This is a genomic window from Bifidobacterium sp. (assembly GCF_051876855.1).
Classification (GTDB): domain Bacteria; phylum Actinomycetota; class Actinomycetes; order Actinomycetales; family Bifidobacteriaceae; genus Bifidobacterium.
The window spans coordinates 1-15979 of sequence record NZ_JBJEIH010000091.1; the positions used below are offsets into that span (position 1 = coordinate 1).

11 protein-coding genes and 1 pseudogene are annotated in these 15979 nt (G+C 60.5%); 6 read left to right on the forward strand and 6 right to left on the reverse strand.

What is annotated here, in order from left to right:
- Nucleotides 1–1082, reverse strand: a 1082-nt coding sequence (locus ACI38B_RS06085; protein ID WP_439729972.1) for an Ldh family oxidoreductase, incomplete at its 3' end; no start/stop codon positions are given.
- A 315-nt stretch (nt 1083–1397) separates the two neighbouring features.
- On the opposite strand from ACI38B_RS06085, the gene ACI38B_RS06090 reads away from it, so the two are divergent.
- A complete protein-coding gene (locus ACI38B_RS06090) occupies nt 1398–2354 on the forward strand; it encodes an SPFH domain-containing protein (RefSeq protein WP_439729973.1) in 957 nt (318 codons plus the stop codon).
- Nucleotides 2355–2684: 330 nt separating this feature from the next.
- On the opposite strand, the gene ACI38B_RS06095 is transcribed toward ACI38B_RS06090, so the two are convergent.
- Both ACI38B_RS06095 and murI read right to left on the reverse strand, forming a co-directional pair.
- On the reverse strand, nt 2685–3530 hold the full coding sequence (locus tag ACI38B_RS06095; protein ID WP_439729974.1) for a patatin-like phospholipase family protein: 846 nt from the start codon (nt 3528–3530) through the stop codon (nt 2685–2687).
- An 865-nt stretch (nt 3531–4395) separates the two neighbouring features.
- Nucleotides 4396–5172: a glutamate racemase gene (gene murI / locus ACI38B_RS06100; RefSeq protein WP_439729975.1), complete on the reverse strand. Its 777-nt coding sequence runs from the start codon at nt 5170–5172 to the stop codon at nt 4396–4398.
- A gap of 350 nt (nt 5173–5522) precedes the next feature.
- Here murI and ACI38B_RS06105 point away from each other — a divergent pair, with 350 nt between their 5' ends.
- The 3 genes from ACI38B_RS06105 to dapF all read left to right on the forward strand — a co-directional run bounded on the left by ACI38B_RS06105 (nt 5523) and on the right by dapF (nt 8774).
- A complete protein-coding gene (locus ACI38B_RS06105) occupies nt 5523–6566 on the forward strand; it encodes a hypothetical protein (protein WP_439729976.1) in 1044 nt (347 codons plus the stop codon).
- A 415-nt stretch (nt 6567–6981) separates the two neighbouring features.
- On the forward strand, nt 6982–7566 hold the full coding sequence (locus ACI38B_RS06110) for a hypothetical protein (protein WP_439729977.1): 585 nt from the start codon (nt 6982–6984) through the stop codon (nt 7564–7566).
- Between the two features lie 308 nt (nt 7567–7874).
- Nucleotides 7875–8774, forward strand: a complete 900-nt coding sequence (dapF, locus tag ACI38B_RS06115; RefSeq protein ID WP_439729988.1) for a diaminopimelate epimerase — start codon at nt 7875–7877, stop codon at nt 8772–8774.
- 195 nt (nt 8775–8969) lie between these two features.
- Here the strand turns inward: dapF and ACI38B_RS06120 are convergent, their stop codons facing one another.
- Nucleotides 8970–9758, reverse strand: coding sequence for a vitamin K epoxide reductase family protein (locus tag ACI38B_RS06120; RefSeq protein WP_439729978.1), 789 nt, complete (start codon nt 9756–9758; stop codon nt 8970–8972).
- Here ACI38B_RS06120 and ACI38B_RS06125 point away from each other — a divergent pair.
- Nucleotides 9744–10628: a PHP domain-containing protein gene (locus ACI38B_RS06125; RefSeq protein WP_439729979.1), complete on the forward strand. Its 885-nt coding sequence runs from the start codon at nt 9744–9746 to the stop codon at nt 10626–10628. The two genes, ACI38B_RS06120 and ACI38B_RS06125, sit on opposite strands and share 15 nt — an antisense overlap.
- A 495-nt stretch (nt 10629–11123) precedes the next feature.
- Here the strand turns inward: ACI38B_RS06125 and ACI38B_RS06130 are convergent, their stop codons facing one another.
- Nucleotides 11124–11348, reverse strand: coding sequence for a DUF3107 domain-containing protein (locus ACI38B_RS06130; RefSeq protein WP_015450064.1), 225 nt, complete (start codon nt 11346–11348; stop codon nt 11124–11126).
- A gap of 1057 nt (nt 11349–12405) precedes the next feature.
- A pseudogene (locus ACI38B_RS06135) lies at nt 12406–13709 on the reverse strand (phosphotransferase); the annotation flags it as partial.
- 746 nt (nt 13710–14455) lie between these two features.
- Here ACI38B_RS06135 and ACI38B_RS06140 point away from each other — a divergent pair.
- On the forward strand, nt 14456–15973 hold the full coding sequence (locus ACI38B_RS06140; protein ID WP_439729980.1) for an ATP-dependent helicase: 1518 nt from the start codon (nt 14456–14458) through the stop codon (nt 15971–15973).
- Nucleotides 15974–15979: the final 6 nt, after the last annotated feature.

Sequence of the window (15979 nt, forward strand, 5' to 3'; positions counted from 1 at the left end):
ACCCCCTCAACCCGCACAATCTGCGGCTCGTCGATATCCAGGCCCCAAGCGATATCCCGCACCTGTCGGTAGGTCACGTCGTCGATCGGCACACTGTCGCGGTGCCGGGCGATTGCGGCGCGTTCCTTGTCGCCGGGGAACAGCACGGGATGCCCGTCGCTTGAGGGCAGGGAACGCAGGCGTTTGGCGAGTTGGGAGACCCGCGCGGCGAGCGCATCGCTGCCGCCGTACGCTTCCGGGGAAATCACGAGGATGCTGTGGCTGATGCGCGTGCCCTTAAGGTCGATGGATGCGGGCGCGTCGCCGAGCAGTCCGGTGAGCAGTTCGACCGCGAGCCCCAGGCCGTAACCTTTGTACCCGCCGCCGTTTTCGCCCGGCCCGCCGAGCGGGGTCAGGGCAGCCCGGCGCGGCTTGGAGCGGATGCCGTCCATGATGGCGGCCGGATCGTGAGATACGGTTCCGCGCGCGTCAACCGCCCAATCGGCGTCTATGGGCGTGCCGGTCTTCTCGTGAATCTCGATTTTGCCGAGCGACACGGTACTGGTCGCCGCGTCATAATCCAGCTGGTCGTCCCCATAACCGGCGGCCACGGCGATCGGGTCGCTGCCTAGGGCCGGGACGGCAGTGTGCGTTGGCGCGACAATCGGGTTGGAATTCGTCGAGACGATGCCGATGAACCCGGAATCGGCGGCTTTGCGCGCGTATTGCCCGGCGGTGCCGAAATGGTTCGAATTGCGTACGGTTACCAGTCCCACGCCGTGTGATTGCGCCAGTCCGATGGCCAGATTGGTCGCCTCACGCATGGCGAGCTGCCCCATGGCCGCGTGGGCGTCGATGAGCAGGCTGGCCCCTTTGCTGCGCACAATGCCGGGGCGGGCGTGCGGGTCGATGATCCGATGTCGGATTTTCGCGTCGTACATGGCCATGCGCTGCGTGCCGTGCGAGCTGATCCCCCTCTGGTCGGCGTCGATGAGTGTGCCGGCCAGATACAAGGCGTCGGTCGAATTGAAGCCTTGTTTGCGGAAAATGGAGGACAGCGTGACCCGCAGGGACGGAACGCTGACCTGGAAGATACGTGGCATGCGGAACCTCCTTGGATGGGACATGCGGCGTGCCGGCGTTGCGTCGCGGTGATACGTGCCGCATCCGGCAGTTGCGGTATGGCTGTGTGGCTGCAGATCACTACAGTCAGTGTGAATGTGTTGATTGTCTTTGACCCTAACAACCTGCGCGCTTTGATGTGGTGGCGTTGCGTTCGCAAAAATCGATAGCCGGCTCTCAGCTTTTGGGAAGCATGTCCTGAAAATGGCTGGATTTCGGCATTCTGCCCGGTTCCTGATACGATGGAGACGGCTGTTCGCGCAAAGATTGCGCGGAATCGGATGAAAGGAATCCCCATGCCGTTTGTTATCGCCTTCGTCGTCATCGTGTTCCTTCTGCTGTGCTCGGCGCTGTACGTGGTCCCGCAGCAGCAGGCCTATATCATCGAACGGTTCGGCAAGTTCCACAAGGTGCAATATGCGGGCCTGCGTATGAAGATCCCGTTTGTCGACCGCATCGCCATGAAAACGAATATGCGGGTCAGCCAGCTGAATGTGAAGCTGGAAACCAAGACCCTGGACAACGTGTTCGTCACCGTGGTCGCCTCCACGCAGTTCCGTGTGGCTCCGGAATCCGTTGCCACCGCATACTATGAGCTGCAGGATCCTGCCGGCCAGTTGCGCAGCTACATGGAGGACGCGCTTCGTTCCGCGATTCCGGCGCTCACCCTCGACGACGCATTCGCCCGCAAGGACGATGTCGCCGCTGACGTGCAGAAAACGGTCGGTACGGAAATGAGCCGTTTCGGCTTCACCGTCGTCAAGACCCTCATCACCGCGATCGACCCGAGCCCGCAGGTCAAGAACGCTATGGACTCGATTAACGCCGCCCAGCGTGAGAAGGAAGCCACCCGTCAGCGCGCCGAAGCCCAGCGCATCCAGATTGAAACCCAGGCCGCCGCGGAAGCTGAGAAGACTCGTCTGCAGGGTGAGGGTCAGGCGAACTACCGCCGTGAAATCGCCAACGGCATCGTCGACCAGATTAAGAGCCTGCAGGCCGTCGGCATGAATATCACCGATGTCAACAATGTGGTCCTGTTTAACCAGTACCTCGACGTGATGCGCTCGCTGTCCGAGTCCCGCAACGCGAAGACCGTGGTGCTGCCCGCATCCACGCCTGGCGGGTATCAGGATCTGTACGAGCAGGTCACCAAGGCCATGCTCACCGCCGGTGAAATCCCGTCCGATGCGGCTGCTGCTGCGTCCACGGCAGCGGCTTCCGCGCGCGCGACCGGATCGGCTTCGCGCAATTAGTACAGAGCACGGATATCCGCACCTTCGCTCAGATTCGGGCGCGACGCGGATTCCTCATCGGTGGCGGGTTTCAGACGCTTGGGATGTTTGAAACCCGCCACTTGCCGTCTGTGTCGATTCATGTGTGCCGGCGTGTACCGGCGTTGCCGCGTCGGACCCGGCGCCTCGCTCACGCCTAGTTCGGGTCATCTGGTTGCGGGGCGGCCGATTCCATGGTTGTTGATTCCGGTGCCTCGCCTTCCAGATTGCGCTGGCGGGTTGTCAGGATTTTTCGTCACCACCTCGCCTAATCGGTCTCCAACAACCGCGCGTAATCAGGATTCGCGGCGTTCAGCTTTCCAAAAACGCCGGAATCGCCTCGGCGGCGGCATACCCGGCACGGTACATGCGTTCCAGCCCCTCGAATTTCTTGGTCAGTGTGGACAGCCCGTACAGGGATTCCGGCGCGATGATCAGCGCCTTGCCTTCCTGCTCGTACCGTTTGGCCAGCGCCACCTCGTCGTTGTAGGTCTGGTATCGGTTGAGCAGCCGGTCGGCTGCGGCCGGGTAGGTGCGTTCCAGGATGTGCGCGGGCATGATGTCCTTCTTCTGCTCGCGCAGCACATCCTTGAGCCTGGTGAGAATCACCACGACCCGGTCGTACCCGTCGTCGATGGCTTTCTGCACGGGGATGGGATCGGCGATGCCGCCGTCAAAATAGGGGACCCCGTCGATGACATACGGTTCGCAAGCTACAGGCACGGCGGAAGAGGCCTTCATGATGTCGAAATCATCGAAATGGACATCGGACTTGTCGAAATACTTGGGCTGACCGGTTTCGGCGTTGCACGCGACGACGGTAAATCCGGTCGGGTTCGCCTCAAACGCTTCGAAATCCACCGGATATTCGCCGTCGTGGTTCGACAGCGTGCCGTACACGTAGTCGAGCCCGACGAAATTATGGTTCTTCCTGAAGTTTTGAACGCTTGCGTATTCCTTGCGATTGGCGTACTCGGTATAGAACTTGTGGCTGCGGTAGGGCTGGCGCGCGATGTACCCGACCATGTTGGCGCTTCCTGCGGAGACGCCGTAGCAGTGGTCGAAGTCGATGTGCATTTCCATGAGCCGGTCCATGACGCCTGCCCCGAAGATCGCACGATACCCTCCGCCGACATCGATAAGCGCCGTTTTTGCCATCTCGTCTCCCTCACACCTGGTAATCTCACCGGACGCATGCTTGGCATGCGCGCATATTGGTGAGCTTACGGGTGACGCGTGGACAAAGCGGCGACTGATGGCGTAAATCGGGCACATCATACTGAAATGTCGCATGGGGGTGCGTTGGGGAGGGCATGAGGTGGGCCGACTGATGACCGCGGTGTTGCGGTGTTGCGTCTGGTGTCGCCACTTATTTGCCCGTGGTGCGACTGCACGGTTGCATGGCTGGGTGATATGGTGGCGGTTCCGTCGATTGTCCCGGTTATCTGTCCGCGGTGTGACTGTCTGGTTGCACACCGGGCGGGTTGCGCGCGGGTACCGTTCGGTGGATTGGTTATCTGTCTGTGATGTAACCGCCTTGTCTCACGGCAGGGAGATATCGTGGCGGTGCTCCGGATTGTCCCGGCTATCTGTCTGCGGTGTGACTGCACGGTTGCATGGCTGGGTGATATGGCTGAGGTGCGCCCGGTCTGTGCCGTTTATCTGCCTGTGGTGTGACTGCATGATTGCACAGCGGGCAGATTTGGCTGTGGTTCTGTCGATTGTTCTGGCTATCTGCTCGTGGTGCGACTGTCTGGTTGTACATCGGGCGGGTTGCGCGCGGGTACCGTCCGATTGTCCGGGCTATCGTCCTGCGGTGCGACTATCGGATCGCAGGACGTGCGGATAAATCGGTGACGTTGTCGGTTTTTCGTGTTATCTGCCCATGGTGTGACTGCCTGATCGCATAGCGGACAGATGCATCGTTCGGCAGACAGACAGCCATCGCGGCCCGCCCGATACAACTGGGAAACTGCCCCGGACATCCGGCCATCCGGGCACCCTGTGACTCACCGATTGACGACTACCGTGTCAACAGCTGGTGCATCAACGTGGTCATCCGCTCGCTCGGGTCGGAATTGGACAGCACGATTGAGCCTTCCGCATCTTCGGGGGCGAGCTGGCCGAGCGCTTCGAGCACTACGCGCAAATGGTTTACGGTTCCCACGTTTCCGTCGATGATTGCCGTGCTGCTGGGCATGAGCCGACGGAAGTACTCGCGGAAGAACGGGAAATGCGTGCAGCCGAGTACTACGGAGTCAATCGTCTCGAGGTCATAGCCGTCAAAATACCCGTGCAGTGTGCGCTCGACCAGCTCGCTGTCGTCAAGCTGCCCGTGCTCCACGATTTCCACCAGCGCTGGACAAGGCTGTTTGTAAATGACGTTTGTCGAGTTGAACCGAGCCATGAGTTTGGCGAATTTCTGTTCACGCAAGGTCAGTGGGGTGGCGGCCACGATGACATGCTGGGGAACGCCGTGCCCACGGTCGCATGCGACCTTCAACGCCGGTTCCATGCCGATGATCGGGATGGTGAACTGTTCGCGCAACGGGTCGACTGCGGCGGATGTCGCCGTATTACAGGCGATGACCACGGCTTTGACGCCTTCGCAAATGAAGTTGTTCACAATGGCGAACGCGAGTTTCCGCACCTGTTCGGGAGTTTTCGTGCCGTACGGGGCGTTTGCGGAATCGCCGAAATACAGGACTTGCTCATTCGGCAGGTCTTTCGCGATTTCACGCACCACCGTGATGCCGCCCAACCCGGAATCGAACACGCCGATCGGTGCAGTGGAAGTCATGGCTCCTCCTCAACGATTCATTCAACGACGATGCCGCGTGTCCGCAATCCGAACTGCACGCGCTACCGCAGATAGTAGCATCGTTCCCCAACGGCGTGTTGCAATTGATGTCTGATGATATGGGTGGATTGAACGATGCCGTGTTGTAGAAGCGCATGGATAAGCGCAGATGGGCGAACCCGGCTTCGCATGTAGCGAGAATACCTTCGATACAAGTGCAACTCTGGGCGTGTCGCATTGGTAATGTCGAATTATCGGCCTTCGGATGTCGTCGCATCCGGGCCATAATGGGCGACAGAGCAGGACATTGCCGCGTGGAGCCATTCGCGCCGGCAAGGATAGGGGGAACAATGAAACGTATCAGGTACGTTATTGCGGTTGTCGCAGCCGTGGCTTGCATGCTGCCGGGAACTGCGTTCGCAGCAGGATCCGGGGAGAAAGCGGGCACGAGAACTTCTACAGCGCAGCCGTCGTCGAGTGTGTCGTCAGATGCGAAGAGCAACGCCGAAGCCGCGGACAGCGCCTATGAATCTGCGAAACATGACTTGACCGAGGCCCAGAGCGCATATGATCAAGCAGTTACTGACAACAAGAATGCGAAACAGGCAGCGGATGCCGCGCAACAGCGTGTGACTGCCGCATCAAAAGCGGTTGCCAGCGCGAGCGCAGGGCAACGGCAGGCTGCCGCAGCAGCGCTGTCGCTGGCAACCGCGGCGGCTGCACTACAAAGTGCCGAAGCCGCGTATGCGAGGGCTTTGGCCAATGATGCCGCAGTCAGGCGGAACAATGCCGCGGACAGCGATGCCGTCAAGCAGGCGGATGCACAATTGCAGCAGGCAAGGCAGAACCGCGACTCCGCACAAGCCGCCAATGATGCAGCACTGACTGCCAAGCGCGCTGCGGACAGCCAGAGGGACGCCGATGCGCCCGCGCTGCGTGCGGCAACGGCTGAACTGGCAGATGCCACCACGGCAAAGGCCGATGCCGACGCCAAGCTTGTCAAGAGCGCTGCGACATTAGCGCAGAGCAAGGAACAGCTGGCGAAAGCCAAAGCCGCGCTCGCCCAAGCGGCGACAAACAAGATCGCTGCTGACGCGATGGTCAATCGCGAAAACGCGCCAAACAATAAGACACCATCGAAAGGCACGGTGGACGCCGCCGCAACGGGAACCGGCAACGCCAAGAGCGGTGCTGCATCTTCCGGAACCAAGAAGGCTGCTGCATCAACGCCCGGCGGCATCGCAGGGGCTTTGGCGAAAACTGGTATCAGTGCGTTGATGCTGATGCTTATCGTCGTGGCACTTGCCGGCACGGTCGTGCTCATCTGGTACGCGCGCAAGATCGGTGCGATGTACGCGCAAAGCAAGAAGCGTGGCGAACTCGAACACGCGTGACACTGGTAAGACCGCAGCACGTCTGCTCACAGGGGTCCGGCGCGTTTGTCCATTACCACTATCGAAAAAAGCTGTCGCCAGAACTTGGCGGTTGCATGGACGGCAGCCCAGCCTGTCGGCATGCGGCATTCGCCGGGCCGCTGGAACGGTTGAGCGATACCAGCTGCCGGCATCTGAGAGCAGGAAGCCAGGATGGTCGGCTGACAGGCTTGCGCTTGTGTGCTCGGATCGGTTCCCTGCCGGACAGCTTCGAACAGGTTGTACCGGCTGGCATCGTCGGGAACGGCAGCCGGTGGTGTTTACATGGCACGATACCGCGGGCTATGCTGAATGTTATCGCGGAAATCGCCGAGGATTCTTGCGGGATTACAACAGGAGCCTTCTGAAGGCGCCGTCCGACAACAAGGAGGTTGTCATGAACAGTAACAGAGCGTACCGGTCGGCAAGCATGCATGCCCTGAAAATCATCGTGGCGGCGGCAAGCTGCCTCTGCATGGTGTTGTGCTCCACAGCGTGCGGTCCAAGTGGAGCCTCGTCCCCGGACGGCGCCGCGTCCGCGTCTACCGACGTTTCCTCGTCGGAGCTGGTGCAGCCGGATTATCTGAAAACCTATGCGGACTTCACCGTTCCCGGGTTACGCAGCTATGCGGAAAGTAAGATGATGACCGAGTATCGTCCGCACACCGAACTCGGTTCTCGCAAGTTTCGGGGCAACGGTTCCATCGGATTCTCGCAAGATGTTGCCGACGATGAAATGTATTACGCGGTGTTCATGTGCAAGCAGACCATGAACAAGCCGGTGAGCATCGGGGTGAGGGATGCGAACGGCTCCAGTCATACCATTCTCGAGGAGGACTGGTGCGTCGAAGGTGTCCAGGCGACCGGATTACCTGCCTCGCTGTTCCCGGACGGCACGGCGATGACCGTTACGGCGGCAGGAACCACCGAGGTCGTCATGATTGTCTACAAGTTCAAGGCGAAACTCGTCAATAATGAATGATCGGCATGTCATATTCCTTGAGTTGTTTGCTTCTCGATTATCGGATTGTGAAAACCGCCGATGTACGCGGGGTGTGCAGTCTCGCTTTTCTGTTGTGGGCCGTGCCGCCCGGAACCGTTCGATGGGCGCGGGGCGCAAAGGCGCAGGGACTGCGAATGAAATCTATGTCGCCCGAGATTACCGACTGGCAACAGTTGCGACAGCCGACGCTGCAGCGCTTCTCGCTGCGCACCCCCATCAACATCCGCATACGCCCGTTATACGATGCGCTGTCAGCGAGCTTCGCGTTGAAACGCTACAGTGATGGCATGAGCATTCCACACACGGTATACAAAGCGCACGCCACTGGCAATGATTTCGTGATATACGCCGATCCCGACGGCGAATTCGAGCCGACTGCGGATGAGGTCCGTTTCCTGTGCGACCGTCATTTCGGCATCGGCGGAGACGGCCTGCTGCGCCTGACCCACCCCGAGCATGTGGGAGACGTTTCCGCTGATACCGCCGCAGACCTTCGTGCCCAAGGCGCCGAATGGTTTATGGACTACCGCAACGCGGACGGTTCCCTCGCTGAAATGTGCGGCAACGGAACGCGTGCCACGGCCTTGTTCGCGCAACGGCTCGGATACGCGCAAGGTGTAGGCGGCGAGCCGTTCCGTCTGGGAACCCGTGCTGGGGTGAAAACGCTCGTCTCGCTCGGCGATATGGCCCCATGTGGCCACGATGTGTTCCGTGTGGACATGGGTCCGTGGAAACGTGGGGAGACGGATGCTTTCAACGTGACGATTCCTGGGACTGACGGGTCAGCCCGCGGCACATTCGTGGATATGGGCAATCCGCACGTGGTCAGCGTGCTTGAAGATGGGGAATCCACTCTGCCGGCGGTTGAGGCGCTGGATCTTGTAACCAAACCGGTGGTCGCTCCGGTATTGGAGTCCGATCAGAACGCTGAATTCGTCCGCATCGATTCCCAAGACGTCGGTACTGATACCGGCAAGGCTACGATGCGTGTCAACGAGCGCGGAGTGGGGGAGACCCTGTCATGCGGAACGGGGTTGTGCGCCACGGGCATCACCTTGTTGGCCAAAACCGGCATTCACCATTGGACGATTACCGTGCGCGGCGGCACCCTGCAAGTTGACGTCCGCGACGACCGGGTGTTCCTCACCGGTTCAGCGACACTGGTCGGCCGCATCGACCTGTTGTAACTCGCCTGGTGTGCTCCTTGAATCCTCACGACTGACGGATTCTCGCGACTGGCTGATTTTTCAACTGACGGAGTACAGGTTCACCCACAACATCGCGCAACGTTTGTAATGTCACACAACATCACGCCGCGCCGCACGGTCATCCACCGTGCGGCGCGGTCATCCACTGTGCGATACTGCCGAATGCGGCCCGGCTCACCTGAAGATTGCGCTGCCGTCCTTCACCAAAATCAGCGCGATAATCGCCAGCACCCACACAACATCCGCCATCAGGTCATAATTCAGACGGTAATAGGTGCGCAAACCGCGTTTGCCGCGTGGGATATCCTGCACCGTGACCGTCGCATGGCTCAACGCCATGAATTGGATGGTCGTCGAGAACATCAGCGCCAGGCACCACGGGCACAACGCGTGAATCACGAACAACGATTGCGTGGTCAGCCAGTAGGAGAACAGCAGCGCGGCAAGCCCGCCGAGCCACGTGCAAGTCGCGAACCAGCGCGGCACGCGCACACGCGCCAGACCAATCACCGCAATGGTCACGAACACGCTTTCCGCCGCAATGCCGAAGAAGGCGTTCGGGAAGCTCAAATCGCCCAGTTTCACCAGCTCCGCCTGCCAGGATTGCGCGACCTGCGAGCAGGAAACCACATTGTTGATATCGCAGGCGAGCAGCTGATTAGGCCGGCGTGCGAGTCGAAGCGTCTCGGCGGACAGCATGAACGATACGAACAGGGCCGCCGCAGAAGCGAGCAGCATAATCAGATACGTCCATGTGCTGCCATGCCGCCAGCCGGGAATCACCGCCTCCTGTTCCACCGAAGCGTTCGAATTCCGTTGCTGTTGTGGCTTTGGTCTCGTCTGTTCGCTCACGATGCCGCCTTCCTTGCTGGTTACCGATGTGCTGTGCGCGCCGCGCTTGTGCGCGTGTCGTTGGCCGGTTGCGAATATCCAGCTTACGATGGTGATATGACTCTTGCACATATCGCCGATAATCCGCCATCCGAGGGGTGGGATTTGCACTGTCACACCGTCTTCTCCGACGGGCGGCAGACACCTGCGGATATGATTCGTGAAGCGTGCGCATTGGGACTGCACGGGGTTGCGATCACCGATCATGACACCACTGCTGGTTGGAATGATGCGGCAACGGCTGCCGCGGAGTACGGCCTGCATCTGGTGCGGGGCACTGAAGTGACGTCGGATGCGGACGGCGTGTCGGTGCATATGCTCGCATACCAGTACAATCCGCACAATCGCGAGATCAGCGGATTGTTTCTCAGGCTTCGGCAGGCCAGACTTGAACGCATAAAGCGCATGGTTGAGCTGATTTCCAAGGATTATCCCATTACATGGGATGATGTGCTCGCTCAGATTCGTGAAGGCGATGAGACGACGGTCGGTCGGCCGCATATCGCGGATGCGTTGGTCGCCGCTGGGGCGTATCCAAATCGCTCGGCGGCGTTCGATGGTGCTGTCGGCTCGCGCAGTCCTTACTACATTCCCACTCCGTCACCGGACGCTGCCGATGTGGTTCGTGCCGTTAAACATGCTGGTGGAGTCAGCGTCATCGCGCATGCCGGCGATCCCAGCCGTAATCCCGTGCTGCTGTCGGACGACCAGATTGAGCGGCTAATCGATGCCGGACTGGACGGGCTTGAAGTATGGCATCGCGGCAATCCGCCCCAGCAGCGTCGGCGCCTGCTGGATATCGCCTCACGCCACCATCTGCTCGTAACCGGCGGTTCCGATTGGCACGGGCAAGGCGGCAAACCGAACCGATTGGGGGAGAACTTGACCGATGATGACACAGTCAGGCGCATCGTTGAACGAGGCGCGATTCCGCTGATTTGATTCGTGGCCCAGAGTATCGGGGGCAATAACAGCATGCCTGTTGTCCGTGGCAACCTAATTCAACGCCGATTCAATTCGACGACAGACCGGCGGGAAAACAACGACGCAACGCAATGATGCGAGGCGACAACGTGCGGTAATGAAATGCCCGGCCTCCTGGTGAGGAGGTCGGGCATTATGTCGTTGCTGTGTGGCAACGGTCTGTGCAATACCGTCGCGCGACTACTATCTGCATGACTCTCGTCCGTGTGATCGTGGTCTGCGCAATACCTCTGGCCGCAATACCGTCCGCGCAACCGGAGTTGCATACACAATCCACGCGACCCCGCAGCGGTCCCGCAGTGGCCTGCAGCAGCACCCCAGCTCCAGCCACGCTCAGCATGCGTGCCGAATGCCTACGTGCACTGTGTGATTACACGCGATTGTGCGATTACGTGTCTTGCGCAGGTTCACGTGCATCCAGAAACTACGCGCGCCGCATGCCCCCGCGCGAACTCACAGCGCGCCGAAACCGACCGCGTGCTTGGTCTCGGAACCAATCAGCGCATAGCCGAGCGCAGCGCCCGGAACCACGATATGCCGGCCCTTGGTGTCCACGAGGTCGATGATTTTGCCGTTGGCGACCGCGTCGTCGATAATCGCGCTGATATGCTCGGCGGTGTCATCGGAAGTGAAGCTCACCGGCCGTGCCACGTTCTGGATGCCCAGTTCGATGTCCATGTCTGCTCCTGTCGTTGATCCGCGCGCCCATCCTGTGCCTTTCCGGAAGGAAACAGGGGGGTCGTGCGGCTATGTCCTGTGATTCTTGTGTTCTATTGTGCCCGTTGGCGTGCGGTTACGCTTTCGGCGTGGTGCCGGACTGCCCGGCGGCAGCCTCTTCGCCACGGTTGGCATCGGCCGGTTGCCCGGCTCGACCGCCTTGTTGATTCCGCTGTTCCTGCTCGGCCTGATCAGCTTTGTCTGCCTGGTCGGCATGGCTATGGCTGTCATCTGCGCCGCTTGAAATGACGGATTCGCTGTGACCGTCACCGTTGTCGTGCGCATCCGATTGCCCGCCAGACACCTGATTTCCGGCATTTTGCGGTTTGTCGGAAACCTCGGACGTGTCGCTGTGGTGGCGTTGTTGGCGGGACGCGGCCTCAAGGCTTTCCCGGGCGTCCCGCATCGCGCGCTCCTCACGCTCAAGCAGGGGAATGAGAATGGTTTCCGGAGCATGCTCATCGTCGCCGCGCCCGTTCTGCCCGTCATCCTGCCCGTCGGACTGTTGCTTGGCGGCCTGGAAAGCCACTGTTTCGGCGTCGCTGTCGGCGAACCCTTCGACGCTGGTATCGCCATCTTTGCGCACCCGGACGCTCGCGGAAACATACGACTGCGTTTCGCTGATCACATTGCCGTTCTGCCCGATATGCCGGGTCGCTTCCTGCACTTGGAACTGCGCTGATTGCGCGCTGCGCGTGGAGGGCTGCGCCGACTGTCCGCCGCGTCCTTCCTCCGGGCGTGCCACATCAGTGCCGCCATCGTTCGTCTGGTGTGCAGTGCCGTCTTGGACATCGCCTCGGGCAACGCTTTGCGTGCCTTGGGCGTTTGCAACCGTGATCGTCTCGCTGCGCGTGTTGTCGTCGATGGTATGGATGGTGCCCGACGCGTTATTCACTTGGATGCCGCGAATCGCGAAGCTCGGCGGTTTGATGGCGATTGTCGGCGCCTCGCTGTGCGAGTTGGTAACAGGGCGGCTCGCCGTGCTGTCACCCGTGTCTTCGCTACCGTCGCCGACGTTTCTGGTATTTCCAGCATTCACGACATTCCCGGCGTGTACCGGTGAAGATTTCGTGCTGTCCGCCGTCTCATCGCGTTTGACGGTTGCACGCGCGATTTGCGCTGAACCGGTGCGGTCGGTCTCATTGGTCTGGTCGCTTGGCTCACCGTTACCGCCGTTGCTGGCGTTCCCGGCTTGTGCCGAAGCATCATTGGTATTGTCCGCTTCCTGCGCAGCCGCCTTGCGCCGGGCTTCCTCGCGCAGCATAGCGTCTCGCCGCTCCCCGGCATCCAGCAGAGTGCCGACTGTGATGGTGCTCGGCGGCTTGCCGTCGGAACGGTGGATTGACGCGGCAGGGGACCGCGATCCGGTCGCAAGGCTCAACTGGTGGGCGAGCCGCTCGACTTGCGCCTTGAACTGGATGATTTTCTGGCTGTCTGCATCGCTGAGCGCCTGAATGAATTCGCCGACCTGCTCCATTTGCAGCCACAGATTGGCCCGTAGCATGATCAGGCTGTCCAGACGAGAACCGAGTATCCGGCCGTATGCAGCCAACACCGCATTGCGATGCGGTTCGTCAAGCTTGCCAAAAATCCATGCGAGATCGCGCGCCGGATCGTTGATCTGCATGTCTTGCCAGTTGACGATTGATGTAATCGTCGAACCGGAGAACAGAATGTCGCCGTCATGGAATCCGCCATGCACCAGGCATGTCGAGAACGACCACAGGCCATCTGTGTCGAGTACTGCGGTCCAGCTGGACGTAATCTCCTGGGGAATGTGCCCGGCTTGCCTTAGACGCTTGATCCACGCGACTAGTTGCGCCCTGATTTGGCCGGTCGCATACGCTGGATAATGCTCTTGCGGTATGAACGCCGGATTGAGCCGGTGAATCGCGCCAATTGCCGTGCCAACGCTGGCGCAATCATCCAAGGTCAGCAGGTCAAGCGGCCGTGACATACCATCGAAATGCGGCGAAACCATGACCGCGGTCGTGCCCGTGGGGCCATGTTCATCGTCCCCGTCGGAACTGGCGAGTACGCGGTCTACGGCGAAACCGAGCGCAGCAGGCTCCTTTGCCCGCTGCAGCGCCTGAGCTGCCTTGATACGCCCGCGCAGATGCTTGCGACCCGCTTCGGTGTCACTGGCATGCACGTCATACAGGCGTCCTGAGGAGTCCTGTACGACGGCATGGTCGATGCCTCGGGCTTCGTCGGTGGCGTTGCCTTGGTTGCTGGCGCGTACGCCTGCCACGGAAATGTCCGGCATGACGGCCGACGCCAAGGCCGCCAGCATAAAATCGCTTCGCTGATTCACAGTTCCACAGTAATACAGGCAATCGCCTGAATCGAGCAGGATTCGGCATGTTGGGCGGAAAAGTGTGTGCAGGAATACGGGCACGGCGTGGATGGCAATGACTTGATGACGATTGTCGGTAAAGTCCGGTTTGGCGTGGTATGGCTCAATTGCGGTCTGCCGGCTCGGCCGGGTATGCATCGATGATGGTCATCCGTCTGGGCTTCTCCTAGGTATTCCGGCATTTTTCAAGTCGGATGCATTGCATGTATGGGTTCCGTTCTGTTTCTGCGGACTGGACTCACGTTCGACCGCCGATTTCGGATTTGGTCCCGGTGGGTTTCTTGCCGTGAATGGCTGGCTGACTGCATCTGTTGATATTCCGCCATTCCCTCCGGTCATGTACTCCCGTGTCTGCGGGTCTCTCGGGACTGGATTCATGTTCGGTCACCGATTTCGGGTTTGGTCCCGGCGCATGCCCTGCCGCGGAACGGCCGATGGGTCTCATCTCTTGGTATTCCGCCATTTCCTGGGGTTCAGCGCTCCCATATCCGACGATTTCCGCCCTACTGCCCGGACTGAATCGCTGATTGGCATACGACAACGGAAATAGTCCAAGCTTCCAACGGAGCGCCGCTTCAACTCTTGGCTCCCGCCGCCCGCCGTTCGCCAGCTCGCAATCGCCATGCGCAACACCAAGCAGGGACACCGTCCGCCATCCCGCCATCTGTGTCAAGTTTGCGCGCGGTCCCGCCGGCTGACACAATAGCGAGGTATGAACGGTTCGGTTGAGGATGATGTGCTCGCAGGTCTCGATGACGCGCAACGCGAAGCCGCCACGGCGTTGGACGGCCCGGTGCGGATTGTGGCATGCGCCGGCGCCGGCAAAACGCGAACCATCACGCGGCGCATCGCCTACGGCTGCCGGACAGGTGCCTGGGATGCCCGAGGAGTCCTCGCCGTCACCTTCTCCGTGAAAGCCGCCGCCGAGATGCGCGCACGACTTGGCACGCTTGGTGTCGGCGATGACGTGACCGCGGCGACATTCCATTCCGCTGCCCTTCATCAGCTTCGTCGCGTCTGGCCGGATGTCTGCGGCGCGCCGTTCCCTCATGTCACTGACCGCCCCCAGGAGCTTACCGCGCGGGCGTTGCGTCGCACGGTGAATCCGGAGGGGCTTGACCCCACCCAGACCGGATTGCCCGCAGTACGCGATGTGCTCGCTGAAATCAACTGGTGCAAGGTGCAGCTGATTGCGCCTGACGATTATGGCAGGGTTTGCGCCGCCACTCACCGGCAGCCGCCTATCGACTTGGAACCTGACCGTTTCGCTGACGTGTATACAGCGTATGAACAGGAGAAATCGGCGACAGGGCATATTGATTTCAATGATATTCTGCTCATGGCGTGTCATGTGATCGATGATGATGCGGACACCGCGCGCGCCATCCGCCGTTCGATCCGGTGGCTGACCGTTGACGAATACCAGGATGTTTCGCCGCTTCAGCATCGCCTGCTGACCCGCTGGCTGGGCGACAACCGGAACATCTGCGTGGTGGGGGACCCGGCGCAGACCATCTACTCGTTCGCCGGGGCGAGCAGTTATGACCTGTTGCATTTCACCGAGGAATTCTCGCCTGTAGCCGCGGATATCAGTTTGCGCACTGATTATCGCTCGACCCCGCAGATTGTCGGGTATGCGAACCGGATTCTTGCCGCCTCTGCCGAACGTGAGGACTACTTGCGTTTGGAATCCGGCCGTGGTGCGGGAGCGCGCGTGGTTCGCAGCCAATACGATGACGACGAACAGGAGGCCCAGGGTGTCGCCGCCCGGATTGCAAGGCTTGTCGCGCAAGGTGTGTCGGCGTCTGATATCGCGGTGCTGACGCGCATCAACGTCCAGCAGCAGCATGTGTGCGCTGCGTTGCGAGCGCAAGGATTACGGTTCCGTGTGCGTCGTGATGCCGGTTGGCAGTCGTCGCCGCTTGCCGATGAAACGCAGGAACAAGCGGCGCTGCTTGAGGCCAAGGGGATTGTGAAGGATTCTTCTGCTGTAACGGTTTCCACGATTCATGCGTCGAAGGGTCTGGAATTCCCGCATGTGTTCATTGTCGGCTGTTCGGAGGGGCTGTTGCCGTACGGGTCTCCGGCGCCCGGCGACGCGCTTGAGGAGGAACGCCGGCTGATGTACGTGGGGGTCACTCGAGCAGAGGACACATTGCACTTATCGTTTGCGGCCCGGCAGTCGAGCGATACCGGCGCACGCCGCCGTCCGAGCCGTTTTCTGGTGTGACCGCCG

Excerpts from the sequence above, each read along its gene's own strand:
- ACI38B_RS06090 (WP_439729973.1), top strand. The coding sequence starts at position 1,398 with ATGCCGTTTGTTATCGCCTTCGTCGTCATCGTGTTCCTTCTGCTGTGC.
- ACI38B_RS06095 (WP_439729974.1), bottom strand. The coding sequence starts at position 3,530 with ATGGCAAAAACGGCGCTTATCGATGTCGGCGGAGGGTATCGTGCGATC.
- murI (WP_439729975.1), bottom strand. The coding sequence starts at position 5,172 with ATGACTTCCACTGCACCGATCGGCGTGTTCGATTCCGGGTTGGGCGGC.
- ACI38B_RS06105 (WP_439729976.1), top strand. The coding sequence starts at position 5,523 with ATGAAACGTATCAGGTACGTTATTGCGGTTGTCGCAGCCGTGGCTTGC.
- ACI38B_RS06110 (WP_439729977.1), top strand. The coding sequence starts at position 6,982 with ATGAACAGTAACAGAGCGTACCGGTCGGCAAGCATGCATGCCCTGAAA.
- dapF (WP_439729988.1), top strand. The coding sequence starts at position 7,875 with ATGAGCATTCCACACACGGTATACAAAGCGCACGCCACTGGCAATGAT.
- ACI38B_RS06125 (WP_439729979.1), top strand. The coding sequence starts at position 9,744 with ATGACTCTTGCACATATCGCCGATAATCCGCCATCCGAGGGGTGGGAT.
- ACI38B_RS06120 (WP_439729978.1), bottom strand. The coding sequence starts at position 9,758 with ATGTGCAAGAGTCATATCACCATCGTAAGCTGGATATTCGCAACCGGC.
- ACI38B_RS06130 (WP_015450064.1), bottom strand. The coding sequence starts at position 11,348 with ATGGACATCGAACTGGGCATCCAGAACGTGGCACGGCCGGTGAGCTTC.
- ACI38B_RS06140 (WP_439729980.1), top strand. The coding sequence starts at position 14,456 with ATGAACGGTTCGGTTGAGGATGATGTGCTCGCAGGTCTCGATGACGCG.